The following is a 25,185-nucleotide window of genomic DNA, read 5'->3' as shown; positions in this document are numbered from 1 at the left end:
AGTGGCAAACCGTCGAGACTTTGGGAGAACTCGCATGAACCAAAGCAGTGCACCGTTCGATAGCCGCAACAACAACAGCGAACATGCGCCGGCCGGCTTCGCGAATTATCTGGATGCGCTGTACGACAATCGCAAGCTGATTGCCATCACGACGGCCATCGCGGTCGCGCTCGGCATCGCTTATTCGGTGTTCTCCGAACCCGTGTATCGCGCGGACATTCTGGTGCAGGTCGAGGAGAACGCGGGTACCTCGTCCAGGAGCGTGATCGGCGACGTGTCCGCGATGTTCGACGTGAAGACCGCGACGTCAGGCGAGGCACAGGTGATCGGCTCGCGCATGGTGGTGGGCCGAGCGGTCGACAAGCTCAATCTCGACATCGAAGCGGCGCCGCGCTACTTCCCGCTGTTCGGCCGCTGGCTCGGCCGTCATTCCGATCATCTGTCGACGCCGGGACCGCACGGCTACGTGTACGGCAACGAGCGCATCACGGTGTCGAAATTCGACGTCCCCGAAGAGCTATTCGACCGTCCGTTCGTGCTGAAGATGGGCGAGGGATCGAGCTACGAGCTGCAATACGGCAAGCTGAAGCTCGAAGGCACGGTCGGCCAACCGCTGAGCGCGACGACCAACTACGGGCCGCTCACGCTCGTCGTCGACCGGATCGAGGCGAATCCCGGCGCGACCTTCGAAGTGCGGCGCCAGTCCGCGCTGACGACGACCGAAAAGCTGCGCAAGGAACTGACGATCTCGGAAAAAGGCAAGGAATCGGACATCCTCGGCGTGTCGCTCGAAGGCAGCGATCCGAAGAAGATCAGCGCGATTCTCGCGACGATCGCTGGCGAATACGTGAGCCAGAACCTGAAGCGCAAATCCGAGGAAGCGGAGCGTTCGATCCGTTTCCTCGAAATACAGCTTCCGGAAATGCGCCAGCAGCTTTCCGCTTCGGAAACGCGCTTCAACGACTTCCGCGCGAAGCATGGCACCGTCGATCTCGGCGAGGAAGCGACCAACCTGCTGCAGTTGTCGGTTCAGGCGCAGACGCGGCTCGCGGAACTTCAACAGAAGCGCAATGAACTGCTGACGCGCTTCACCGAGCAGCATCCGGCCGTGCAGTCGGTCAACGCGCAGTTGCATGCGGCGCAACAGGAAGCGAAAGATCTCGCGAGCCGGACGCAATCGCTGCCGCCGCTCGAACAGAACGTGCTGCGTCTGCAGCGCGACGTGCAGGTCGGCACCGAGCTCGATACGTCGCTGCGCAATACGCTCGAACAGCTGAAGCTGATCAAGGCGGGTAAGTCCGGCAACGTGCGCATCGTCGACGGCGCCGTCGCGCCCGATACGCCGGTGCGGCCCAAGCCGCTGCTGATCATCATCGGCGCGCTGATGCTGGGCGTGTTCGTCGGCTCGGTGATCGCGCTCGTGCGTCAGCGTCTGTTCGACGCGATCGACGATCCGTACGAAGTCGAGCTGCGCACCGGTTTGCCGGTCTACGCGAGCGTGCCGTTCAGCCGTCAGGAAGAGCGGTTCGCGCACAGCCGTCGCCGTCCGGAATCGAAGGCGCTCGTGCTTGCGGGCGAAGCGGTGATCGATCCGGCCATCGAAAGTCTGCGTGGCTTTCGCACCGCGCTCGAATTCACGATGACCAAGGCGCGCAACCATATCGTGCTGATCACGGGCCCGACGCCGGGCATCGGCAAGTCGTTCGTGTCGCTGAATCTCGCCGCGGTAATCGGCGCGACCGGCAAGCGCGTCCTGCTGATCGACGGCGACCTGCGTCGCGGCTTCCTGCATCGGCATCTCGGCGGCGATCGCGGTCCCGGCCTCACCGATCTGATCCAGGGCGCGTACCGTCCCGAGGAGCTGATTCGCGCGACCCGTTTCCAGGGTGTCGACTTCATCGCGAGCGGCCGCCAGGTGGCGAGCCCGAGCGACGTGCTGTCGAACACACGGCTCGAAGCGGTGCTGCGCCAGGTCGCGACCGGCTACGACGTCGTGCTGCTCGACGGACCGCCGGTGCTGCTCGCCGCGGATGCGGTCCGGCTCGCCTGCGTGGCAGGTACGACGTTCTTCGTCGCGCGTCAGGGTGTCACGGGCATCGGCGAGCTGCGTGAGTCGGTCCGCCAGATGCAGAAGGTCGGCCTGCCGGTGCGCGGCGTGATCATGAACGGACTGCGGATGCGGCCGGGACGCTACAGCTACGGTTACGGACGCTATCGCTACGCGGCCTACATCTACAAACCGTACGACAGATAAGCCCGGGCGCCTGGTTCGCGACGCGCCCGCGGTGCGGGGCGTAGCGCCCGACTGGACCGATCAGAACACCAACATGGCAATGCGAAGGGATCTTACGGCCGCGCCTGCCGAGCGCACACCGTACAGGCAAGGGACTACTCGGATGAAACAGCTATTTGTCACGCCGTTTCTGCCTCAGAAAAACGCGCCGCAAGCTGGCCACCGTTTGGCCTACGACTACCTGATCAAACTGAGCGCGGAATCGGAGCTCGACGTGCTGATCGTGTCGCGCGTGCCGGTCGACGAAAAAGCCATCGAGTTCCGCGCGAACGTGCGCAACGTGTACATCCAGTACGTGAGCCGGTTCGACCTGATTCCGTCGTTCCTCGCGAATCCGCTGACTTTTTCACCGCGCCTGTTCTCGCGCTATAAGCCCGCGATCGGCAAGTTCCTCTGCGAGCTCGTCGACAGGAACCGATACGACACCGTGCGGCTCGAGTTCTCACAATGCTTTGCGTATGCCCAGAATCTGCGCGAGCGTTTCCACGACCGCGTGAAGATCGTGATGTGCGCGCATGACTTGCAGATCCAGGTCATCTTGCGCGTCAAGTCCATCGAAGGATGGCTGTTCACCCGGCAGACCTTCATGCTCGAGCAGCGTCTGCTGAAGCTGGCCGACAAGGTGCTCGTGCTGTCCAGCAAGGACGCGCAGCTGATCAACGGCCTGTACCCCGGGGTCGGCACGTTGCAGGTCGTGCCGATCTCACTGCCGGCGTTTCTGAAGGAAGTGCGGCGCTCGAAAGACACGGTCGAGAAAGGCAACATCCTGTTCTGGGGGGCGATGCAACGCCGTGAAAACGAAGAGGCGCTGCTCAATTTCATCGACACGATTTTTCTGCCGCTGCGCCGGCGCGGCCTGCAACTGAAGCTGTTCGTGGTCGGCTCCGATCCGAGCGACCGCGTAAAGCGCCTGAATGGCGACGATATTTGCGTGACCGGCTTCGTCGAAAATCCGGGCAAGTACTTCGAGTCCGCCGATATCGGCGTGGTGCCGCTGCTGTCGGGCGCCGGCGTCAAGCTCAAGACGCTCGAAATGCTCGCGGCGAAACTGCCGGTCGTCTCGACGCCGCTCGGCGCGGAAGGCGTCGAACACGACGGCACCTTGCTCAACGTCTGCGAAATCGATGAGTTCCAGGACGTGATCGAGCGCATCTACCGCGGTGATCCGGTCAACGTCAACGCCTCCGTGGCGTATCAGGCCTGACACCATGATCGCAACCATCGCCTATCTGCTGGCCGTCGTGCTGTGTGCCTCGCGCGGCGTGCTCGAGTATCTGATCGGCAAGGACGCCGCCTATCTGATCCAGGTCGGCGGCATCGTCGGGCTGCTCGTGTGGTACATCTCGCCGACGGCGATCGCCGCTTACTTCCGCGACGAAGGACGCCTGTCGTTCGGCTTTCTCGTGGGCATGCTGTTCTCGACCGGGCTGTCGATCGTCGCGACGCTCGCGCTCACCGGTGAGTTCGGGCCGTCCTATCTGTTCGTCTTCATCTTCACGCTGTTCATCTACTTCTACGCGATCTCGAACTATCAGAGGCGCTTCGTGCAGCCGCGCGTCGCCTATGCGGGGCTCGTGCTGATCGCGCTGATCGAGGCGGGTGTCGCGCTCGCGCAGCAGCAGAACGTCTTCCCGATCGATCTGCCCGGCGCGACGTACGGCTTCGACAATCTGCGCGCGCCGTCGCTGACCGGCAGCTATCTGCACTACCCGCTGTTCGTCGCGATTGCCGCGTCGCTGTGCGGCGTCGACTATCTGGTGCGCAGGAACGTGCTGTCGGGCCTCGCGTGCGCGGTGCTCAGCTTCGCGATTTTCTCGGCGCTGTCGCGCAGCGGCATGCTGATCATTCTCGGCACGTTCGGGCTCGCGTTCGTGCAGGCGCCGATCCAGTTCATCACGAGAAACGCGAAACTGATCGTTGCCACCGTGTTCGCGACGATGGCAATCATGATCTTCGGCGTCGCGGTGAGCAGTCAGAACGATAGTGTCGTCAACGTCGGCACGGAACGGATGATGGGCGCGACCGATCTGCAATCGGACGGCAACGACGGCCGCACCGAAGCATGGGAAAAGGCCAAGTCGCTCGTATTGCCGGTCAACGTGATCGCCGGCACGTACTTTGGGCTCGTCACGAACTCGGCACCCGAGCCGGTGAAACAGGAGTTCGGCGTCGTCGAATCGAGCGTGCTGCAGCAGATTCTGAATATCGGCCTGATGGGCGCGATCTTCTATTACGGCGTGCTGATATCGGTGACGAAACTCGCGAGCAGCGCGAGCCGGATTTCGTTGTGCATGTGGGCCGCTTTATTTCAAACGCTCTTCTATCAATCGATCGAAGTGATTCCGTTTGTCTTCATCCTGATGACATTGCCAGTGTTCGATTACGTGGGCGGACCGCGTCCAGACAGCACGTAGCGAACCAGAAGGCAGTGCGCTCCAGATCGTCTGCATCGCGCGGACGAGCAGTGGGTAGTCGGTAGTGCGCGCGAACAGCGCGAAGCAAGGTGCAAGAACCAGAAAGCCGTGTTTGGGGGTAATTCCACGAACACCTGATGTAAAGCAGGAGGTGGGGATGAACCTGAAGGGAATGTTTAGCGTGGTGATCGTCAATTACAACACGCCAAAACTGGTCGGAAATTGCGTGCGCTCCGTGCTAGAACTTTCGATTGCGGATAAGGAGGACATCGTCGTGGTGGACAACGCTTCACCCGACAATTCGTTTTCCTATCTGAGGGAGACGCTTCCGACGGGAGTGAGGCTCGTCAAAACGTCGATCAATCGCGGCTTCGGAGCCGGCGTCAATTTCGGCATGGTCGGTTGTCTGCGCGAACTCGTGCTCGTGCTGAACCCGGACACCTATTTCGTCGATACATCGCTCGAAAACGCGGTGCAGTTGTTCAGAACGGAGAAGGATGTCGGCCTCGTCGGTCTCGATCTGGTCTATCCGGATGGCGAGCGGCAGTTTTCCGCGCGGCGCTTTTATTCGGTGCTCGACATACTCGGCCGGCGTTCGCCGCTCGGGCGGCTCGGCGCGTTCAAGCGCCGCATCGACAACCACATGATGCGCGAAGCGTGGGCCGCGGGCACGCCGTTCGAGGCCGACTGGGTGCTGGGCACGGGCTTTATCGTGCGGCGCGCGCTATTCGGCGAACTCGGCGGCATGGACGAGCACTTCTTTCTCTATATGGAGGACGTCGATTTTTGCGCGCGCATCTGGCAGGCGGGCTACCGCGTGCTGTGCGTGCCGGGCGCGCGACTCACGCACGAGCATCAGCGTGCGTCGGCAGCGGGCTTCCTGAGCAAGGCGGGGCGCCGGCATATGAACAGCTTGTGGCGTTTCAGCCGCAAGTATCGTGTGCCGCTGTTCAGACCGCCAGGCGTGCAGGGCCTGAGTCGCAGCGCGAAGGCGCGTGCGGTGCCGGTCCCCGTCCCCGTGACCGTGAGCGCGCGTCCGGCGGCCGCCGAGCAGGGGCAAAGCATCACGGTGGACTGATGCCTGTCGATGTCTCGACGTGAAAAAAGAACGGAGTAACGCAATGGGGGAAGGCTAGATGAAAACCCGGCGACAGGCGCTCAAGACGTTCCTGCTCGGCGGCCTGGCCGGGGCCAGTGCAAGCACAGCCGATTTGGGCATCGCGCGCGCGACGGGGCACGCGCTGCGCGAGCGCGGCGCGTTCGCGAGTATGGGCAACGGCGCCGGCGACGGCGCCGGCGGCATCCTGCGCGTCGCCGCGTCCGTGCCCGAGCGCGCCGCATCGGAACCGGTTGCGCCGAGCTATCTGAAGACGCTCAGCGATATCGTCGCGGGACTCGAGGTCAGCGTCGCGCGCTTCGTCGATCCGCACCGGCTGGCGGCGATCCAGCGCGGCGCGTCCGGTTACGACTGCGGCGCTGAACTCAGGCAAGCGTTCGCGAGCGGTGCGCGCGGGTTGTATCTACCGCGCGGCATCTGGCGTTACACCGGCGACCTGGCCACCGCGAACGGCTCGAGACTGCGGGGCGACGGCGGCGGCGAATACGTGGTGATCACCGACATCGCGATGGGGGCGACCGTGCTGGAGAGACAGGACTCGGGCGGCCCGAGGTCGGCGGCGCTGACGCTGGGCGACGCGGCGTTCGTCGAGCATGTGCAGGTGCGGCCCGCGCATTACGACAAGGTCATCTACTACCTCGCCAACTATCCGGCGCACACCGGCAACACGGCGATCGGCATCCACTTCGGTACGTCGGCCGGGGCGAGTCATTGCACGGCGATCGGTTTTTCGCGCGCGGGCTACGAACTCGGCGTCACCTCGACGCTCGAGCGCTGCTATGCGTACATGTGCGAGCGCGGCTTCTACGCGACCGAGCACACCGACGGCTCGCTGATCAATTGCATCGGCATGTTCTGCCATACGGCCGGCGCCGATATCGTCGACAACTTCTGGCAGGTGATCGGCGGACGCTGGGAATGGAACGCGCGACACGGCGTGATTCTCGGCGCGGAGTCGCTGATCGTCGGCGCGGTGTTCGATCGCAATGGCTTTGCCGGCGTCTATATGAAGAGCGGCAACTGGGGCAAGGTGGTGAACGGCAATTACTTCTCGCGCAACGGTTGCGGCGGCGACGGCAAGATCGGCCGCTGGAAATTCTCGACGCGCGGCCATCCGTCGTACCTCGATGTGCCGCCCGGTCAGAGTTGCCACATCCAGATCGATTACCAGCAGGCGGCGACGATCGTGGGCAATCGCTACCGCCCCGGCCAGGACGACGAGAACGCCGGCTGCGACGGCCCGCAGTTCGTGTACGGCAGCTCGACCGCGCCGGGCAGCACACCGCTCGACGGCATCACGATTCAGGGCAATTTCGGCGATCGCGCGGGCGACACGATAGTCGGTTACGCCAAGGCGTATCCGGGCGGCGGCGCGATCGCGGGCGGCAAGGACGCGAGCCTCGTGCATGCGCTGAATCTCGGCGTCGGCTACGAACGCGGCGGCGTCGCGGCGGCGCTGCATTGCGGAAACCAGACCGTGTCGCAGGAGACGACGCGCATCGCGATCAACGTGCTGCGCTCGACCTCGGGCCGCGTGGTGTTGCGCGTGGCGACACGCGGCCATGCTCTACTCGCCGAAATCCTGTTCGCAACCGACGCAACCGATGCCAACTACAAGACCGTGGTAAGCAATCTGATCGGCAATGCGGTGAAGAGCGCGGTGTTGAACGCAAATGGCGAAGACGATCGCTACAACAAGATCGATATCGCACTAAGTGAACCTGCTTTCGTGTCGTACTCTGTTTTTTCGACGTGAGTTTTAACCGCCTACTGCAAACAGGACGATTGTGTCGACGAGAAACGTCATCATCGCGCTGTATTCGGTGTACGCACTGAACTACGTGCTGCCGCTCGTTACGTTGCCGTATCTGTCGCACGTACTTGGGCCGGCCGGGTTGGGCGTGATCGGTTACGCGCAATCGATTTCGCAGATTCTTCTCGTCATCGTCGACTTCGGCTTCGGCCTGTCGAGCGCGCGCAAGGTGGCGGTGCACATCGATAACCCGGAGGTCGTGAACCGCATCTACTGGTCGACCACGATCGGCCGCGCGATTCTCGCGTTGCTGTGCTCGCTGGTGCTGGTCGGCTGGGCCTTCGCCGCGCACATGTCGCCGCAGGAGCGCGGTGCGACGCTGCTGGGCTCGCTCGTGATCTGGGGCGGCGTGCTGACGCCCGGCTGCTTCTACGAAGGCACGCAGCGCCTGCCGGTGCTCGCGGGCACGCTGCTCGCGACGCGCGTGGGTCTGCTGATTCCGCTGTTCCTGTTCGTGAGGACTCGCGACGACGTGATGCTCGCGGCCGCTTTGCAATATGCGCCGACCTTCGTGTGCGGCGTGATCCTGATGGGCGCGCTGATCTGGAAGCGCGAGATCCTGCTGAGCGTGCGGGTCAGTTGGGCCGACGTGATGGCCGAGGCGAAAGAGGCGTATCACATCTTTCTCGGTTCGGCGCTGACGTCCGTGTACATGTACGCGAACGTGATCATGCTGCGCATGATCAGCGGCCCGGGCGCGGTCGGCTATTACGTGGCGGCCGAGCGACTCACCAACGCGCTACGCGCGTGCACGGCGCCGGCCATCCAGGCGTTCTTTCCGAAGATCTGCGTCGCTTACGAGCGCAACGACATCGCCTATATCCACAAGGTCAACCGCGGCTTCATGGTCGCGTTCGCGGCGTCGGCGGTGCTGATTCTGGTTGGCTTTACGGTGCTCGGCGAATGGTTCGTCGGACGTTTTCTCGGCGAGGCGTTCGGCGAGACGTTCCGCATTTTGCGCATTCTCGTGTTCGTGCCGGCGATCGTCGGCATGACGACGACCCAGGTGATGCTGACGATCATCGCGTCGGGCAATCAGTCGTTGCTGAAGCGGATCTATATCTACGGCGCGCTGTTCCATCTGGTGCAGGCACCGATCAGCATCTACTTCTGGGGCGGTGTCGGCACCGCGTGCTCGGTGGCCGCCACCGAGCTGTTCATGCTGATCGGCGTGTACAACGTGTCGAGCCGAATCAATCACGGCCAGATCGCGGTTCGCGCGCAGACGACGATCAAGCAGGAGATGGCGGCGGAGAGAGATTAGCCGCGAGGATGGACAGCGGGATCGAATGGCCGCGGCGCGCGTCGTGAAGACTTTGCGCGTCGCGGCCTTGTTGCGTCAGCGCCGCGCGTTCGTTGCGCGCGTTCACTGCGAGGGCTTACTGCGCGGTAGACAGACCGGTTACTTTCGCGTTGCGCAGATACAGCACCGTCGACAGCACGACCGCCGCGGCAGCCGCGATCGCGGCAAACAGGAACACCGAGCCGTAACCGAACTCGCCGGCGATATACCCCGCCAGCGGCCCGGTAATGCCGAGCGACAGATCGAGAAACACCGAGTACGCGGACAGCGCTGCGCCGCGGCTCGCCGGCGGCACGAGCCCGACCGCCTCGACGCCGAGCGCCGGAAACACCAGCGCGAAGCCAAAGCCGGTCAGCGCGGCGCCCGCGAGCGCGATATGCGGCTCGGGCGCGAGCCACAGCATCAACAGACCCGCGCATTCGAACGAGAACGACGCGATTGCCACACGAAAGCCGCCGTAGGTCTTGATCGTGTTCGCGAACAGCAGGCGCGCGCCGATGAACAGCGTGCCGAACAGCGTCAGCGACAGCGCCGCATTCGGCCAGTGCTTCGCCGCATAGAACAGCGTGATGAAGGTCGCGATCGAACCGAAGCCGGCCGAGCCGAGCGCGAGACCTATGCCGTGCGGCAGCACGCGCGTCAGCACGCTGCGATACGACATCCGCTCGCCGTGCACGACCGGCACCGGCGCGATCAGACGCGCGAGGTAATAGCCGAGCCCCGCGAGCGCGATCACCAGAATGCCGAGCGCGGTAAAGCCGATCGAGCGCGAGATCATCACGCCGAGCGGTGCGCCGATCGCGAGTGCGCCGTAGGTCGCGATGCCGTTCCACGAAATCACGCGGGCGTTGTTGGAGGTGCCGACCCGGCCGATTCCCCACAGGATCGCGCCGGTGCCGCACAGGCTCTCGCCGAAACCGAGCACGAGCCGGCTGCACACGAGCAGTGCGAGGCTCAGCCCCGGCCAGCGACCGGTCAGCGCGGCGAGCAACAGCAGCACGCCGCTCGCGCCGCAGCCGAGCAGACCGATCGACACCGTGCGCTTCGGCCCGAGCGTATCGGCCGAGCGGCCCGCGAGCGGCCGCGACGCGAGCGTCGCGAGGTACTGCACGCTGATCGCCGCGCCGGCCAGCACCGCGCTGTAGCCGAGGTCGCCGTGCACATAACCGGGCAGCACCGCGAGCGGAATACCGATCGCGAGGTAGCAAAGAAAGGTGAAAAAGACGACCGGGATGATCTGCAGGGTCGTCGCAAATTCGCTGCGGGCGGACGCGGAGTCGGTGGACATCGGGAAAACCAGACTTGAATTCGGCGGGAAGGCGTGATTCTCCCATGGAACCGATTCCCTTGCAGGATTTGCTTAAAAATGGGACGAATCAATGGCGGGTCATATCGCGCGAACAATATGTCCCCCATGCGATTCGAGCTATGGGTTGCGTTTATTGACGGTGATAGCTTTCAAACCATCGACGCGGCGTGTCCGCGCAAACACGGAACAGACGAGAGCACCGAGACATGACCGAGCCGATTCGTTTCTATCACCGCAACGCGATCCGCGAAATCGAGGACGCGCCCGTCACCCGCACGGTGCTGCAGTATCTGCGCGAGGACGCGCATTGCACCGGCACCAAGGAGGGCTGCGCCGAAGGCGACTGCGGCGCCTGCACCGTCGTGATCGGCGAGCGCAATCCGGCGGGCGGCGTCGAGTTCAAGGCGGTCAACGCCTGCATCCAGTTCGTGCCGACCCTCGACGGCCGCGCGCTCTTCACGGTCGAAGACCTGCGCCAGCCGGACGGCTCGCTGCATCCGGTGCAGCAGGCGATGGTGGACTGCCACGGCTCGCAGTGCGGCTTCTGCACGCCGGGCTTCATCATGTCGATGTGGGCGCTCTACGAGAAGCACGGCCACGAGCATGGCTGCGCGAACCGCACGGTGCCGTCGCGCGAGGCGATCGGCAATGCGCTGACCGGCAACCTGTGCCGCTGCACCGGCTACCGGCCGATCGTCGACGCGGCCGAGCGCATGTTCGACGCGCCCGCGCCGCAAGCGCCAGTCGACGTAAAGGCGCTCGCCGACACGCTCGCGACGCTCGAACGCCGCGACACGTTTCAGTACGAGCACGCGGGCCAGCGCTTCGCCGCGCCGCGCACGGTCGCGGCGCTCGCGCGGATCAAACAGCAGGAACCGGCCGCGCGCCTGCTCGCGGGCAGCACCGACATCGGCCTGTGGGTCACCAAGCAGATGCGCGAGCTCGGCGACCTCGTCTACGTCGGACAGATCGCCGAGCTGCAAAAGCTCGAAACCAATGACGACTGGATCGAGATCGGCGCCGGCGTCAGCGTCGAAAAAGCGTATGCCGAGATCGCGAAGCAGTACCCGGAGCTGACCGAAATGTGGCAGCGCTTCGCGTCGCTGCCGATCCGCAACGCCGGCACGCTCGGCGGCAACATCGCGAACGGCTCGCCGATCGGCGATTCGATGCCGGGGCTGATCGCGCTCGGCGCGCGCGTGATCGTGCGGGGCGGCGACATCGAGCGCGAAATGCCGCTCGAAGACCTGTACCTCGCGTATCAGAAGAAGGACATGGCCGGGCACGAGTTCGTCGTCGGCCTGAAGGTGCCCGCGCGCGGCGGGGCGCGCGCTAACCTGCGCTTTCGTACCTACAAGCTGTCGAAGCGCTTCGATTCGGATATCTCGGCCGTCTGCGCGGCGTTCTCGTTCATCGCCGACGGCGACGCGATCCGCGAGCCGCGCATCGCGTTCGGCGGCATGGCCGCGACGCCGAAGCGCGCGCTCAATGCCGAAGCCGTGCTGCGCGACGCCGAATGGCACGAGGCGACCGCGCAGGCCGCGATGCTCGCGCTGGGCACCGACTACGCGCCGCTCACCGACATGCGCGCGAGCAGCGACTACCGCCTCGAAGCGGCGAAGAACACGCTGTACCGCTTCTGGCTCGAAACGCGCGCGCGGCAGCCGCTGCCGAAGAGCGCGCTCGACGTGCGCGCGGTCGCGCCGGCCGGCGCGAGCGCCTGAGCGCCGCGCGTCCCCGAGAATACGGAGAACACAACCATGAACCAGCAAGCCGAACCGTTCCTGAAAGAGGTTCAGGAACTCGACGACTTCACCCAGGTGCACGTGTCGCGTCCGCACGAGTCCGCGCATCTGCACGTAAGCGGCCGCGCGACCTACACCGACGACATTCCCGAGCTGGCCGGCACGCTGCACGCGGCGCTGGGACTGTCGTCGAAGGCGCACGCGAAGATCGTCTCGATCGCGCTCGACAAGGTGCGCGCGACGCCCGGCGTCGTCGCGGTCTTCACCGCCGACGACATCCCCGGCGTCAACGACGTCGGCCCGATCGTTCATGGCGACGATCCGATCCTCGCCGACGGCGTCGTGCAATACGTCGGCCAGCCGATGCTGATCGTGGTCGCGACGTCGCACGAGGTGGCGCGTCTCGGCGCACGGCGCGCCGAGGTGGTCTACGAGGAACTGCCGGCGGTGCTGAGCGCGCAGCAGGCGCGCGCCGCGAACCAGTTCGTGCTGCCGCCGATGAAGCTCGCGCGCGGCGACGCCGGCACGAAGATCGCGCGTGCCGCGCATCGCGCGGCCGGTGAGATGTGGCTCGGCGGCCAGGAGCAGTTCTATCTGGAAGGGCAGATCTCGTACGCGGTGCCGAAGGACGACGACGGCATGCACGTCTACTGCTCGACCCAGCATCCGACCGAAATGCAGCACCTCGTCGCGCACACGTTGGGCGTTGCATCGCATAACGTATTGATCGAATGCCGGCGCATGGGCGGCGGTTTCGGCGGCAAGGAATCGCAGTCGGCGCTGTTCGCGTGCTGCGCCGCGCTCGCCGCGTGGAAGCTGCTGTGCCCGGTCAAGCTGCGCCCGGATCGCGACGACGACATGATGGTGACCGGCAAGCGTCACGATTTCCACTACACGTACGAAGTCGGCTACGACGCAGAGGGCGTGATCGAAGGCGTCGCGGTCGACATGACCTCGCGCTGCGGCTTTTCCGCCGACCTGTCGGGCCCGGTGATGACGCGCGCGCTGTGCCACTTCGACAACGCGTACTGGCTGTCGGACGTCTCGATCGACGGCTTCTGCGGCAAGACCAACACGCAGTCGAACACGGCGTTTCGCGGCTTCGGCGGCCCGCAGGGCGCGTTCGCGATCGAGTACATCCTCGACAACGTCGCGCGCTCGCGCGGCGTCGATGCGCTCGACGTGCGCCGCCGCAATCTCTACGGCAAGACCGAACGCAACCAGACGCCGTACGGCCAGGTGGTCGAAGACAACGTGATTCACGAGCTGATCGACGAGCTCGAAGCGACCAGCGACTATCGCGCGCGCCGCAAGGAGATCGACGCATTCAACGCGAACAACGAGATCCTGAAGAAGGGCCTGGCACTCACGCCGGTCAAGTTCGGCATCGCGTTCAACGTCACGCACTTCAACCAGGCCGGCGCGCTCGTGCATATCTACACCGACGGCTCGGTGCTCGTGAACCACGGCGGCACCGAAATGGGCCAGGGGCTGAACACGAAGGTCGCGCAGGTCGTCGCGCATGAACTCGGCGTCGGCTTCAACCGGATTCGGGTGACCGCGACCGATACCAGCAAGGTCGCCAATACGTCTGCGACGGCCGCGTCGACCGGGTCCGACCTGAACGGCAAAGCCGCGCAGGACGCCGCGCGCCAGTTGCGCGAGCGGCTCGCCGCGTTCGCGGCCGAGCGCTTCGGCGCGGGCAGCGTGAACCCGCGGGGCGTGCGCTTCGCGCATGATCGCGTGATGGTCGGCGAGGTCGCCGTGCGGTTCGAGGAAGTGGTCGCGAAGGCTTATCTCGCGCGCATCCAGTTGTGGTCCGACGGCTTCTACGCGACACCGAAGCTCTACTGGGATCAGTCGAAGCTGCAAGGACGGCCGTTCTACTACTACTCGTACGGCGCGGCGGTATCGGAAGTCGTGATCGACACGCTGACCGGCGAAATGCGCGTGCTGCGCGCCGATGCGCTGCACGACGTCGGCGCCTCGCTAAATCCGGCGCTCGACATCGGCCAGGTGGAAGGCGCGTTCATTCAGGGCATGGGCTGGCTCACCACCGAGGAGCTGTGGTGGGACGCGGGCGGCAAGCTGATGACGCACGCGCCCTCGACGTACAAGATCCCGACCGTCAACGACGTGCCGCCGGTTTTTAATGTCAGGCTGTTCAGGAACCGTAACGCGGAGGACAGCATCCATCGTTCGAAAGCGACCGGCGAGCCGCCGCTGCTGCTGCCGTTCTCGGTGTTTTTCGCGGTACGCGACGCGGTGTCGGCGGTCGGCGGCCATCAGGTCAATCCGCCGCTCAATGCGCCCGCGACCAGCGAGGAAATCCTGAAAGCGGTCGGCGCGGTGCGGGCCGCGACGGCGGCCGCGCGGCAGGCGTGATGGCGACTGGCAAACGAGTTGGGAGCGCAATATGGAAGCACGCCTGAATTGTTCTCCGGGCGGGAGCGGACCCGAGCTTGCACCGCGGCCGGCGCCGATGCACATCGTGCTGTTCGGCGCGGGACACGTCGGCCATGCGCTGGCGCATCTGCTTGGCAGCCTGCCGTGCGTGGTCCAGTGGGTCGACGAACGCGACGAGCTGTTCCCCGACGAAACGCCGCCCAACGTGCAGGTCGAAGCGACCGACACGCCCGAGGCGATCGTAGACGCGGCGCCGCCCGGCGCGTGGTTTCTGGTGATGACGCACAACCATGCGCTCGATTTTTCGCTGGCCTCGCGCATCATGCGACGGCGTGATTTCAGCTACTTCGGCATGATCGGCTCGAACACGAAGCGCGTGAAGTTCGAGCGGCGACTGCTCGAACGAGGCGTGGAGTTGGAGCGGCTCGCGGAGATGACCTGCCCGATCGGCGTCGAAGGGATCGTCGACAAGGCGCCCGCCGCGATCGCGATTGCGGTGTGCGCGCAACTGCTGCGACTGAGGACACGGCAGGCCGCGACGGTTCATGCGTTGGGGCAGGCCGCGAACCACGTCCGCGCAACGAAGCAGATCACGGTTTAGGCCATGCGGCGCAACGGGGGCTTGCGCGCGACCAGCTCACCCGACACCTCGGACATCAACGTCCTCAGCCAGCCGATATCGCTTGGCCGATCCGGCTGCGGATGCCACAACTGATAGCAGCGGATGCGCGGAAACGCGATCGGCACGTCGACGACCGCGAGCGGCAACATGCTCGCGTAGTGCATCGCGAAGCGCCGCGTCGTCGTGAAGATCAGATCCGATTGCAGAAGCGTCTGCGCGACGAGCCCGAAGTAGGGCAGCGTCGCGACGATGCGCCGGCTCGCCTTCGCCCGCGCGAAGCCGGTATCGATCGCGCCGCCGCGCGCGCCGCTGTAGGGTGTCGGCGCGAGATGCGGCGCGGCCAGATAGGCTTCGCGGGTGAGCGGCTCGTGTGTCAGCGGATGGTCCGCGCGCATCATGCACACGACGGTATCGGCGAACAGGTCGCTGCGCTCGAAGCGCGGATCGGGCTTCGGCCAGTTGCCGATCACCAGATCAAGTTCGCCGGCGTCGAGCGCGGCCGAATGATCGAGCAGCGGCCCCAGCGATTCGATTTCGAGCCGCGCATGCGGCGCCGCTTCGCGAAACCGCGCGATCACGGTCGGCATGAAGAAGTCGTTCAGATAGTCGGGCGCGGCGACGCGAAAAGTGCGGCGCGAGCGGCCCGGGTCGAAATCGCCATGCGGCGTCGCGACGAAATCGACATCGCGCAACACGCGCTGCGCGGCCGCGAGCAGCGACTCGCCGTATTCGGTCGGCACCATACCCGACTTGCCGCGCACCAGAATCGGATCGCCGAGCGTGTCGCGCAGCTTGCGCAGCGCGGTGCTGATCGCGGGCTGGGTCTGGTTCAGCCGCAACGCGGTCTGCGTGACGCTGCGCTCGACGAGCAGCGTGCGCAGTACGCGCACGAGCCAGATATCGAGTGAGGCGGCGGTGTCGTCCATGATCGAAGCGTGGTGGCGCGGGCGCTGCCGATGAGCTCGCCGCGCGGCGCGCGCGTGGGGTGCGAAAGCTTAACCTTAGGCGCGTTTGCGCTTCGGCGGCATAGTGGGCACGGTATGGCCGGCATCAGCGCGACGCCTGCCGGCGTCGATTCGTTCGGGCCGAAGCCGCAACGAGGGCGCGGTCCGCAGCGGCCGCCGTGTTATGCCGGTGTTGGTTTGTCCGGCAGCCCCCATGGCAGCGAGCTGATCCGCTTCACCTCGCGCGATTCGAGCCAGTTCGGCGTGCGCGCACAGTACAGCACCATCGGCAGCGCGTCCTCGCCCCAGAACAGCTGATCGTTCAGACGAAACGTCGGCACGCCATAGACGCCGAGTTCGACCGCATCGGCGGTATTGCGCTGCAATTGCGCCTGCACGGCTTCGTCCTGGATCAGTTCCGGGCCGTCCGGCTTGCCGACGCGCTCGCACAGCTCGGCGAACGCTTCGTCGCTCGACGGATCGCGCCCCTCGCGCCAGATGAAGCGGAAAATCTCGCGCACGAATTGCACGTCGCCGTTCGCGGCGGTCGCGAGCAGCAGCGGCTTCATCGAATCGAACGGATGGGCGGGCGGCATTTTGTACGGAATGCCGAGCTGCTCCGCGCGAAACAGCGCGTGCCGGTACATGAAGGTGCGCTTGGCGGGCACGCTGTACGCGGAGCGCTGGCCCCAGTGGCGATACAGATCGTTCAGCACGACCGGCGTGAACGCGAAGTCGAAGCCGGGCCATTTGTCGTATTGCTCGAGCAACAGGTAGGTGAACGGCGAGACGAAATCGTAAAACCACTGCCGCTGTTGGGCGTCGATGCCAACGGTCATAAATGTCTCCCGGATTGCCTGTGTCGGACGATGCGGACGGTGCGTCCGTTACCTCATCAAAATTGTAGCGATCTTACGCGGTGCGGTCCCGGCTTGCATCGGTCGATATCCCCTGGCGGTGGCCGGTGGGCGTAGGTTCCGGCGGAGTCGTCAGAGGCGCTCAGCCTTTGACTTTATCGGCCGCCAGCTCGTCGACCTCGTCCAGCCCGCCCTGCGTGTCGCGGCTTTCCGTGAGCCGCCGCCGCACGAAGCCGATGTGCTCGCGCAGCACGTAGAACTGGTCCGCGTACGCGAGCGGCATCTTCATGCCGTTGACCGAGTCTTCGATCGCGTCGAGCCGCTCGATCAGCGACGCGCGTTCGGCCGACGCATGTTCGCCGAGCGCGCTGCGCTCGATCGCGATCAGCGCGCCGTACCAGCGATAGATGCGCGATTTGACGCGCCACGCGTACAACCCGGGCACGATGCGCAGCGCCGGCACCAGCAGCACGATCAGCGGCACGATGATCACCAGCAGGCGGTCCGCGAGACTCGCGATCCAGAACGGCAGCGTTCGGTACAGGAAGCTCTTGCCCGACTTGTAGTAGCGCGCGGCGTCGTCCGAAAGCGGGAAGTCGTGCGCGAGCGGGGCGGGGAATTCGCCGGCGCGCTGCAACGTCGTCGCGCCGCCGTGCACCTCGCGCGCGGCTTCGATCAGCAGATCGGACAGCGCCGGATGCAGCGAATCGCGCGCGATCAGCTCGGCGGTCGGCGCGACGATGCTGATCGAGTTCGCCGGCAGGTTCTTGCCGAGGTCGAAGGCGCCCATCGGCACCTTCAGCTGCGTCAGGTACGGAAAGCGGCGCGTGTACGCGTCGGCCTGCGAAAAATCGTAGAAGCGCACGTTCTGCGTGCGGTAGAGCTTGCCCATCACGGCCGGCTGCGCCGAGTCGCCGGCGAGGAAGGTCGCGTCGATCGTGCCGTCGATCAGCGCGTCGGCGGCTGCGTCGCCCGTCAGCGGCAGCAGTTGGGTCGGACCGCCCGGCACGATGCCGTTGGCCTTCAGCAGCGCGAGCGCGAGCTCGCGCGTGCCGCTGCCCTCGGGGCCGATCGCGAGGCGTTCGCCCTTGAACCCGGACAGCCAGTCGACGGGGGCGCCGCGGTAGAAGATCGCGAGCGGCACGTAAGCGACGCTGCCGAGCGACATCAGGCTTTTGTCCTTGTCCACCGCGGCGGGCGCGATGCCGCTCTGCACGAAGCCGACGTCGACGTCCGCGTTCGGGTCCAACAGCCGCTTCAGATTTTCCTGCGAGCCCTGCGAGGCCAGCACGTTCAGCGTAATGCGATTGCGCGCAAGGATCGTCTTGTACTTCTGCGCGGCGATCCAGAAGGTGCTGCCGACGGGACCGGCGCTAATCGTCAGCGTATTCGGCGGGGCGGGTTGGATCAGCCGCACGGCGGCCCAGATTGCGACGATCACGAGCAGCACGAGCGGGCCGAACGAGACCGCCAGGTCGCGCCACGAGATCGCGACAAAACGGGCGACGAGATGGGTAGGGCGGGTGCGGCCGGTGTCAGGCTTCATCGGATCATCTGAAAGCGGCGGTCGATCGGGCTCGAATGCGCGAAGGCGGCGTGGGCGGCGCGCGCCAGCACGCGTCGCGCCGATGGTACCTGAGATTGGCGCGGCCGCGAAACGCGTAGCCGCCCGTCACGCCGACAAACGCGTAACAAATGGTGAGCACCGCGGTGAACGCCGGCATGAGCGCTGGCATGATGCCCGTGCAAATTCTTGCGCGACCACGGAGCGTGTCTGCTTCTATCCGGCACGCATGACGCACCCGCTGTCGGCGCGCCACGCCGCGCGCTAAATCCTTTGCGCTTCTGTGCCGGCTAGATTAAATTGTGCATCGCTACCGCGATCCAACGTTTGCGGCGCGACCCCGGCAAGACGGACAAGAACCGGGTGCGTCGGCGGACGTCGCGGTTTGCCGGTTGCCGGTAATCAGCCTCTCTCGCCTCTTGCACATCGTGTCACAGCCGTTGATGGCCGTCGCTCACGCGCGCGTTCGCGCGATGACGGCCGCCCGTAGTCGTAACGATGCCGCTTGTTCATGCGGTCCAATGTGAAACCAAGGAGAAGAGAGCTATGAAGACGGTCGGTTTTCTGAAAGCACTGGGTCCGGTGGTGGCGATGGCGGTGGCGTGCAACGTCTACGCCCAAAACGCTCCGGCAACCGATACGGCGTCGGCGGCAGCCGCCGTCAAGGCCGGCAAGGCAGCGAATCACGAACTTGGCCGTAAGGTGCGCCACGCGCTGACGAAGACCCAGGGTCTCGACGTGTCGCACATCGCCGTGCGCGCGCGCGGCGGCGCAGTGACGCTGACCGGCTCGGTGCCGACCCAGGGACAGATCGATGCGGCCGGCGAAGCCGCCAAGGGTGTCGACGGCGTAATGTCAGTGTCGAACAAGCTCAAAGTGGTGCAGCAGTAAGCGGTACGCGTGCGCGCGGCGCCGCAAGGCCCGCGTCGCGCGGTGGTCAACCTGGAGGCTCTGGCATGATCGCCGGAGCTTTTTTTTTCGCCGCCGGTTTTATGGCGTGGCACTCGCGAGGTTTGCGGGACCGCAGCAATGCGGCTTGCCGCACGCACAGGTCCTGATGGAGGCGCGGCCGTCGCGGATTCGTGCGCTGCGACACATTACCGCCGCATCGCAAGGCGTACTGTGACCAAGAGGGAAGGGGGAGCCAAGGTCATGGAAACCACGCTGTTTCGCTATATCGATCTGCCGATCGGCGATCGCGCGGCATTCGAACTGGTGTGCGCGCGACACGGTTTCGCGCCCGCGCATTTCGACATCAGCGGGAGTGTGGCACCCGGTGAGCCGGCGCACGAGCGGGTCGTCACCGTGCGGCGCGGCAACTGGTCACAGTCGTATTACGACCGCCACGGTCAGTGGGTCAGGCAGTTCGAGGCGGATCTGACCTGCCGGTTTTTCAAATAGACACGGGTTGCGGCGTGCGCGCTTGACGCGTCTTCAGCGCCTCACGACAACACCAGCCGCACGCCGACCAGCGTTAGCGTCGCGGCGAGCAGATTGCGCAGCAGCGCGTCCGGCGCGCGCGAGGCCAGATAGCTGCCGATCGCGATGCCGGGCAGCGATCCCACCAGCAGCGACAGCAGCATCGACCAGTCGATCGAGCCGAGCAGCCAATGTCCGGCGCCCGCGAGCAAGGTCAGCGGCACCGCGTGCGCGATGTCGGAGCCGACGATGCGCGTCGTCGGCAGCATCGGATACAGCAGCATCAACACCGTCACGCCAATCGCACCCGCGCCCACCGACGTCAACGACACCAGCACGCCGAGGGTCGCTCCGGTCAGCATGGTCAGCGCGAGCGTGCGTGCCTGGCTCGGCGCGCGTTGCTTGCGCGCGCCGAGCGCCGCGAGCTGCGGACGGAACACCAGCGCGATCGCGGTAATCAGCAGCGCCGCGCCGAGCACGACCTGGATCAGCCGGCCCGCGCCAGGCGTATCCATTCCATAGCGATGCAGCAGGATCAGCGTGACGGTCGCCGCGGGCACGCTGCCGGCCGCGAGGCGCAGCGTGACCTGCCAGTCGACCGAGCCCTTCAGTCCGTGCACCAGCGTGCCGGTCGCCTTGGTTGCGGCCGCGTACAGCAGGTCGGTGCCGACCGCGGTGGCAGGGTGCACCTTGAACAGCAGGACGAGGATCGGCGTCATCAGCGAGCCGCCGCCGACGCCCGTCAGCCCGACCAGAAAGCCGACGAACAGGCCGGAGACGGAGTACAGCAGATCGATGTGGGGTAGAGCCATTGAACGGACAGCTGACGCAGCGCGGGTGAAAGGATGGGCGGCAAGGCCGGCGTACGCGCCGGGGCGGGTGGGTGCGGCGGCGTGCGGTGCGCTGCACGGCCGCGTCGGCCGGCGCCTCAGCGGCGAAAGGCGCTATTGTCGCAAAACTGCCGCGCCAGCGTGCGGCACTTGTTCAGGGGGAGCGCGTCGCGGCTGGCAGCGGGCTGCGTTCGGCGTGTACGGCGCTGATGTGCCGCATGGCGTGTGAGGTGCCGCTCAGAGCGCGCGGCGGATTTCGACGACGCCGAACGCCGCGAGCGTGAAGCCGACCACGCGATCGATCGCGACGCGTAGCCTGCTGCCGATCGCATGACGCGCGAGCGACACCATGGTCACCAGACAGCACCACCACGCGATCGAGCCGGCGAACACACCGCCGACCGTCGTCAGCGCGATGGCCGGCGAGAACGCGCCGCGCGGTGCGAGCGTCGTGAATAGCGCCGCGAACATGATGACGGTCTGCGGATTGGTCAGCGTCAACAGCAGCGCGCTCGCGTACGCACGCAGCGCGCCGGCGCGGCCGATCTGCGCGAGCTTGCCGTTGCCGTTGCCGTTGCCATTGCCGTCGGCGGTTTCAGCGGGCTGCTTCTGCAGCAGCGCGCGCACGCCGAGATACAGCAGGAACAGGCCCGCGAGCAGATGCAGCGGGCGGTCGTACGCGAGCATGAACTGAGAAATGCCGACGAGGCCGAGCGCCGCGATCAGCCCGTAGGCCGCGTCGCCGCTGGCGATGCCGAAGCCGATCGCGAGTCCCGCGCGCGGACCGCCGCTCAGCGTTCGGCGGATGCACAGCATGCCCATCGGGCCGACCGGCGCGGCGATCGCGAGGCCGACGCCGGCGGCCGTGAAAAACAGACTGGTGGTGGACATGGCCAGGTTATCGAGCGTTGTTCTGGTTGGGGCGGTCGCCTGCGGGCAGCCGGCGCACCCGCCAGCATAGCCAGACCGGAAATCGCGGGCAAGGGCGGGGATGGGTGAGACTCGACGCGCGATGACTCGCTTCAGCGCATCGGCCAGCATGGCGATGAAAGCTAACATCGCCGCGCTCGCTTACAACGGCTCTTTTGTCAGAAAAACAAAAATGCCGCTCAGTTGCTTAACTGAACGGCATTGCGGCTCAATGCCGCTTTTTTTGTTTGGTCGTGATATCGGGAAAAAATCGCCTAAAAATGAGATGGCCAGAGCAATCGTTAATATCTGTCAATGAAGTTTTGTCTCAAATTAAAATCATTGACCGTGCCACCGTTTAGATGCTTAATTCGCCGGGTGTTTTCTGGAAAATCAAAAGAGGTCGAATGGGACAACAGAAACAGGCAGGTGCCGCGGGCGAGGAAGAGTGCCAAGTTTGTCGTGTCACCTATTCAATATACTCAAACTTCCCGCCAATGCCGTCTGCAATGGCGATGAACGTCGAAACTGGCGAATGGTTTCCGCAGGATAGGCTTCGGTTGTATTCGAACGGTTACGAAATGCCGACGCCCTGGGTTATGCATGGGCGTGCGATTGCCGCGGTCGCACGGCGGCCTCAGCGCTGTTTATATTGCCTCTAGCGACGGTAGGCGAATAGTCGGCGAGCGGTCTGCCGATGATACGGGCGGTGGCATTCGCGGCGCACATATCGACCACTTCAGTGGTCCCGGAAGCGCGGCGACGCGCGCATGGCAAGCATCGGGAGGGGATCTCCAAAACGCCCGTGTCAAATTCCTGGGTTATTAAATGAAAAAAGCTTTTCCTCTCGTGTTGTTTTTTCCATTTGTCTCTTTCGCGCTAGATGGGACGGGATCGGTCGATTTTGATTCGGCAATCATTCCGCTATTGAATAAAAACTCCGTTTTGAAAGGGCTCGTGCTTTGTAACTTCGATATCGTTGGCGATCCGATGGGGACGCGAATCGGCGACATTCAATCGAAGGCTCTAGGAGGAGATAGAATCGGGCCTTACTCAATGTGGGCAAATTGGCACGGGAATTCAGGTGTAAAGCCGGTGATTCTCACTATAAATACGCACACTGATTTTATCGACGCGCGCGGGAAGAAGGTGGGAGGCGATTTGAAAAAGGCGATTCGCATTCAAGAATACATCGAGAGTGTAACGATAGAGCCGCCGGAAAAAGACCAGCCGGAATCTGTCCCCGGTGGACTAAAGCACAGTATCGAGCCACAGACGTGCTCGGAAAAAAATGGCCAACGCGGCAGATAGCGCGATGCTGCCTCGTTCAGGCGGGGCTTCACGCAGCCGGGTCACGCAGACAAGCGGCACCACGCGACTGAGCATAGGGTCGACATCCTGAACGGTGCCGGCGCCGAGAGCGAATTATTCAGGCCTGACTCGCTATCGTGTCACGACAAGCGCACGGGAGGGAGTACATGGGGATTGACTGACCATCAAGGTCACAGCATCGCCGCGCCCCGTGTAAACCGGTTTTGCCAGAAAACGAAAATGCCGCTCAGTCGCTTAACTGAACAGCATTACGGCTTAATGCCGATTTTTTTTTGTTTGACCGTTATATCGGAAAAATTCGCCTAAAAATGAGATAGCCCGGGCAATCGTTAATATCTGTCAAAAAAGTTTTATCTCAAATTAATGTCGTTGACCGTGACCACGTTTAGGTGGTTAATTCTCCGAGTGTTCTCTGGAAAATCAGAAAAGGTCAAATGGAACGACAGAAACAAGATGGTACCGTGGGCAAGGAAGAGTGCGAGCTTTGCCGTATCCCCTATTCAATATACTCAAACTTCCCACCAATGCCGTCCGCAATGGCGCTGAACGCAGAAACCGGCGAATGGTTTCCGTTCGATAGGCTGAAGTCGTATTCAAACGGTTACGACATGGCTGAAGCCCTGGGTTACGCATGGGCGTGCGATTGTCGGGGGCGTAAAGCAACGCCAGCGCTGACTTCGAAGGTTCGCACTGGCGTGTTGGCAGTACAGTCCGAAGCTGCACGGCACGACGAACAGTTCACACTTCACGATGCGAACGGCAGGCCGCTCGCCAGTACCTATTACACCGTGCGTCTTTTGTCAGGCGCTTTGCATCGCGGCACCACTGATTCTCAGGGACGCACCGAGCGATACGAAACAGAAGGTGCTCAATCCATGCATATCTATCTTGGTCATAGAGAGGTGGCGTAATGCCTGATGCGCTTGGAACGGCAGTAACAAACACGGTCCCGAATTCATGCGTAGTTGTCCAATCGGATAGGCTTTGCAAACCTTGGGTTGCGTCAAGCCAGATTTCAACCTTCTTGGCGGTATGGGAGAGCGGCAGATTGAACGGCATAACACGAATTTTTCATTCGGATCGCTCACACATCGACGTGCCTGTTTCAGAGGGCTTTATTCTGGTTGTTTATCCCGATGATCGCGGAAATCCTACGGTGGGTTGCGGCCATCTTGTCTTGCCGGAAGACAATCTGCCCCTCGGGCAGACAGTATCAGTTCAACGCGCCAGAGAGTTTTTGAAGAAAGATTTGAGGCGAACAGAACGGGCCATAAATGCAAAAGTGCATGTACCGTTGTTTCAATACGAGTATGATGCATTGGTGAGCATTTCTTTTAATGCTGGAGCAGGCCATGCTGCGGACGAATTGACGCATCGCGTAAATCAGGGGGACTACCGAAATATTCCGAATTACATAAAAGGATTTCGCTGTTCCTCGAGCTTGCACCAACGCCGGGAAACGGAGGCTAGAGTATTCTCTGAAGGTGTATATGATGCATCCCATTAGAATAATAGCTGTGCCGCTTGTCCTGATTTCGACATTGCCTTTTCTTGACTCAATTGTGCTGGGTAAAACAATTTACTCGGTGCGGTTTGACTACAAAAAAGCAACGCCATCATCGGTTTATTTTACTGGGAAATCGCGCGAAGAAATTGACCGCCTTTGCAAGACCGGTGAGCACGCGTCAACTGCCGATATCGCTGCATGCAGCCAAAGGAATTTCGAACAAATTTCCGCGCAATTGAATTCTACGATTAAACCGTTGGAAACTGAGTTGAGGAAAGGCGATGTTGATTTGAAAGCCGATAACAATCCTGTTGCATTGCCTTATTTTGAGAAAGGACAAAGGGCATGGGTCCAGTATCGCGACAACCAGTGTTACGCTGAGACCTATTCATTAGGCGAAGCGTCGATGCGTTATATGACGTTTTGGGATTGCATGGCGCGCATAACGAAAGGGCGGATAAGCGATCTGAAGAGCGCGGAAAACTAACGAAAGGCACCCTCCCCTCAAATACGTCGCCCTGCTTTGCGGGACTTTCCATTCGAGCGTCAAGTGTGCTTGTTTCTGCGTCGCTTCGGCATCATCGAGTGCCACGCCTTGGCGATCACACGCATTGCTGAAAATCTGTGAAGCCGCAGTGTGGCGCTGGTACGTGAAGCAGTTCGAGCCGTGGAGGATCAGCCGGAAGCGTGAGCCCCCGCAGATGCGCTTCGTCGATGCGTGGCGGCGCACGGCGGCGACAAATGTGCGATAGAGACCGAAGCCTGGCGCCATTCAACACGTTCGAGCCGTTCCGCAAGCGC

At 63.6% G+C, this 25,185-nt stretch carries 23 protein-coding genes and 1 pseudogene; 18 read left to right on the top strand and 6 right to left on the bottom strand.

Annotated features, from left to right (window positions below):
- The first annotated feature begins 34 nt into the window (after positions 1-34).
- The 6 genes from OKW38_RS16110 to OKW38_RS16085 all read left to right on the top strand — a co-directional run bounded on the left by OKW38_RS16110 (position 35) and on the right by OKW38_RS16085 (position 8,901).
- A complete protein-coding gene (locus tag OKW38_RS16110) occupies positions 35-2,254 on the top strand; it encodes a GNVR domain-containing protein (protein WP_090803215.1) in 2,220 nt (739 codons plus the stop codon).
- A gap of 142 nt (positions 2,255-2,396) precedes the next feature.
- The gene (locus tag OKW38_RS16105) at positions 2,397-3,497 is read left to right on the top strand and encodes a glycosyltransferase (protein ID WP_429362289.1); all 1,101 of its coding nucleotides are present in this window, start codon (positions 2,397-2,399) and stop codon (positions 3,495-3,497) included.
- 4 nt (positions 3,498-3,501) lie between these two features.
- Entirely contained in the window at positions 3,502-4,707 is a 1,206-nt protein-coding gene (locus OKW38_RS16100; protein ID WP_090803218.1) for a hypothetical protein, read from the top strand.
- A 157-nt stretch (positions 4,708-4,864) separates the two neighbouring features.
- On the top strand, positions 4,865-5,785 hold the full coding sequence (locus OKW38_RS16095; protein WP_429362287.1) for a glycosyltransferase family 2 protein: 921 nt from the start codon (positions 4,865-4,867) through the stop codon (positions 5,783-5,785).
- A gap of 58 nt (positions 5,786-5,843) precedes the next feature.
- Positions 5,844-7,580 (top strand): hypothetical protein, encoded by a 1,737-nt coding sequence (locus OKW38_RS16090; protein ID WP_429362285.1) that lies wholly within the window; start codon positions 5,844-5,846, stop codon positions 7,578-7,580.
- Between the two features lie 31 nt (positions 7,581-7,611).
- A complete protein-coding gene (locus tag OKW38_RS16085; protein WP_090803222.1) occupies positions 7,612-8,901 on the top strand; it encodes an oligosaccharide flippase family protein in 1,290 nt (429 codons plus the stop codon).
- 115 nt (positions 8,902-9,016) lie between these two features.
- Here the strand turns inward: OKW38_RS16085 and OKW38_RS16080 are convergent, their stop codons facing one another.
- Positions 9,017-10,228, bottom strand: a complete 1,212-nt coding sequence (locus OKW38_RS16080) for an MFS transporter (protein WP_429362284.1) — start codon at positions 10,226-10,228, stop codon at positions 9,017-9,019.
- 227 nt (positions 10,229-10,455) lie between these two features.
- On the opposite strand from OKW38_RS16080, the gene xdhA reads away from it, so the two are divergent.
- Genes xdhA through xdhC form a run of 3 tightly spaced genes read left to right on the top strand, consistent with a single transcriptional unit; the run spans position 10,456 to position 15,001 of the window.
- Complete coding sequence (gene xdhA, locus OKW38_RS16075) at positions 10,456-11,973, top strand: xanthine dehydrogenase small subunit (protein ID WP_429335812.1); 1,518 nt, start codon at positions 10,456-10,458, stop codon at positions 11,971-11,973.
- Between the two features lie 36 nt (positions 11,974-12,009).
- Positions 12,010-14,379, top strand: coding sequence for a xanthine dehydrogenase molybdopterin binding subunit (xdhB, locus tag OKW38_RS16070; RefSeq protein ID WP_429362282.1), 2,370 nt, complete (start codon positions 12,010-12,012; stop codon positions 14,377-14,379).
- A 31-nt stretch (positions 14,380-14,410) separates the two neighbouring features.
- A complete protein-coding gene (gene xdhC / locus OKW38_RS16065) occupies positions 14,411-15,001 on the top strand; it encodes a xanthine dehydrogenase accessory protein XdhC (RefSeq protein ID WP_429362280.1) in 591 nt (196 codons plus the stop codon).
- On the opposite strand, the gene OKW38_RS16060 is transcribed toward xdhC, so the two are convergent.
- The 3 genes from OKW38_RS16060 to OKW38_RS16050 form a co-directional block, all read right to left on the bottom strand.
- Positions 14,998-15,948, bottom strand: a complete 951-nt coding sequence (locus tag OKW38_RS16060) for a LysR substrate-binding domain-containing protein (RefSeq protein ID WP_090803229.1) — start codon at positions 15,946-15,948, stop codon at positions 14,998-15,000. The two genes, xdhC and OKW38_RS16060, sit on opposite strands and share 4 nt — an antisense overlap.
- Before the next feature lie 200 nt (positions 15,949-16,148).
- Entirely contained in the window at positions 16,149-16,805 is a 657-nt protein-coding gene (locus OKW38_RS16055) for a 2-hydroxychromene-2-carboxylate isomerase (RefSeq protein ID WP_187617873.1), read from the bottom strand.
- A gap of 160 nt (positions 16,806-16,965) precedes the next feature.
- Positions 16,966-18,369, bottom strand: a complete 1,404-nt coding sequence (locus tag OKW38_RS16050; protein ID WP_090803232.1) for a TAXI family TRAP transporter solute-binding subunit — start codon at positions 18,367-18,369, stop codon at positions 16,966-16,968.
- A 564-nt stretch (positions 18,370-18,933) separates the two neighbouring features.
- Between OKW38_RS16050 and OKW38_RS16045 the strand changes: the two genes are divergently transcribed.
- Positions 18,934-19,278, top strand: a complete 345-nt coding sequence (locus OKW38_RS16045; protein WP_090803235.1) for a BON domain-containing protein — start codon at positions 18,934-18,936, stop codon at positions 19,276-19,278.
- Between the two features lie 261 nt (positions 19,279-19,539).
- Complete coding sequence (locus OKW38_RS16040) at positions 19,540-19,788, top strand: hypothetical protein (protein ID WP_429362279.1); 249 nt, start codon at positions 19,540-19,542, stop codon at positions 19,786-19,788.
- Between the two features lie 41 nt (positions 19,789-19,829).
- Here the strand turns inward: OKW38_RS16040 and OKW38_RS16035 are convergent, their stop codons facing one another.
- Both OKW38_RS16035 and OKW38_RS16030 read right to left on the bottom strand, forming a co-directional pair.
- Positions 19,830-20,618: a sulfite exporter TauE/SafE family protein gene (locus OKW38_RS16035; RefSeq protein WP_090803240.1), complete on the bottom strand. Its 789-nt coding sequence runs from the start codon at positions 20,616-20,618 to the stop codon at positions 19,830-19,832.
- A gap of 255 nt (positions 20,619-20,873) precedes the next feature.
- A complete protein-coding gene (locus OKW38_RS16030; protein WP_429362277.1) occupies positions 20,874-21,527 on the bottom strand; it encodes a LysE family translocator in 654 nt (217 codons plus the stop codon).
- Between the two features lie 121 nt (positions 21,528-21,648).
- Here OKW38_RS16030 and OKW38_RS16025 point away from each other — a divergent pair, with 121 nt between their 5' ends.
- The 7 genes and pseudogenes from OKW38_RS16025 to OKW38_RS15995 all read left to right on the top strand — a co-directional run bounded on the left by OKW38_RS16025 (position 21,649) and on the right by OKW38_RS15995 (position 24,871).
- Positions 21,649-21,864, top strand: a complete 216-nt coding sequence (locus OKW38_RS16025) for a hypothetical protein (RefSeq protein ID WP_429335817.1) — start codon at positions 21,649-21,651, stop codon at positions 21,862-21,864.
- Positions 21,865-21,952: 88 nt separating this feature from the next.
- Positions 21,953-22,176, top strand: a pseudogene (locus tag OKW38_RS16020) (hypothetical protein); the annotation flags it as partial.
- Positions 22,149-22,373 (top strand): 3D domain-containing protein, encoded by a 225-nt coding sequence (locus OKW38_RS16015; RefSeq protein ID WP_429335818.1) that lies wholly within the window; start codon positions 22,149-22,151, stop codon positions 22,371-22,373. The pseudogene OKW38_RS16020 and the gene OKW38_RS16015, both read left to right, overlap by 28 nt.
- On the top strand, positions 22,374-22,856 hold the full coding sequence (locus tag OKW38_RS16010; RefSeq protein ID WP_429335819.1) for a hypothetical protein: 483 nt from the start codon (positions 22,374-22,376) through the stop codon (positions 22,854-22,856). It begins immediately after the preceding gene.
- Positions 22,857-23,311: 455 nt separating this feature from the next.
- A complete protein-coding gene (locus tag OKW38_RS16005; protein WP_429362275.1) occupies positions 23,312-23,788 on the top strand; it encodes a hypothetical protein in 477 nt (158 codons plus the stop codon).
- A 137-nt stretch (positions 23,789-23,925) separates the two neighbouring features.
- The gene (locus OKW38_RS16000) at positions 23,926-24,384 is read left to right on the top strand and encodes a lysozyme (protein ID WP_429362273.1); all 459 of its coding nucleotides are present in this window, start codon (positions 23,926-23,928) and stop codon (positions 24,382-24,384) included.
- The gene (locus OKW38_RS15995) at positions 24,368-24,871 is read left to right on the top strand and encodes a lysozyme inhibitor LprI family protein (protein WP_429362271.1); all 504 of its coding nucleotides are present in this window, start codon (positions 24,368-24,370) and stop codon (positions 24,869-24,871) included. The genes OKW38_RS16000 and OKW38_RS15995 overlap by 17 nt, the downstream gene beginning before the upstream one ends.
- The last annotated feature ends 314 nt before the right edge of the window (positions 24,872-25,185 follow it).

The organism is Paraburkholderia sp. MM5496-R1 (assembly GCF_050436205.1).
Lineage (GTDB): Bacteria > Pseudomonadota > Gammaproteobacteria > Burkholderiales > Burkholderiaceae > Paraburkholderia > Paraburkholderia tuberum.
Note: the sequence above shows the minus strand (reverse complement) of the source record. Positions and strands in the feature narration are given on the sequence as shown.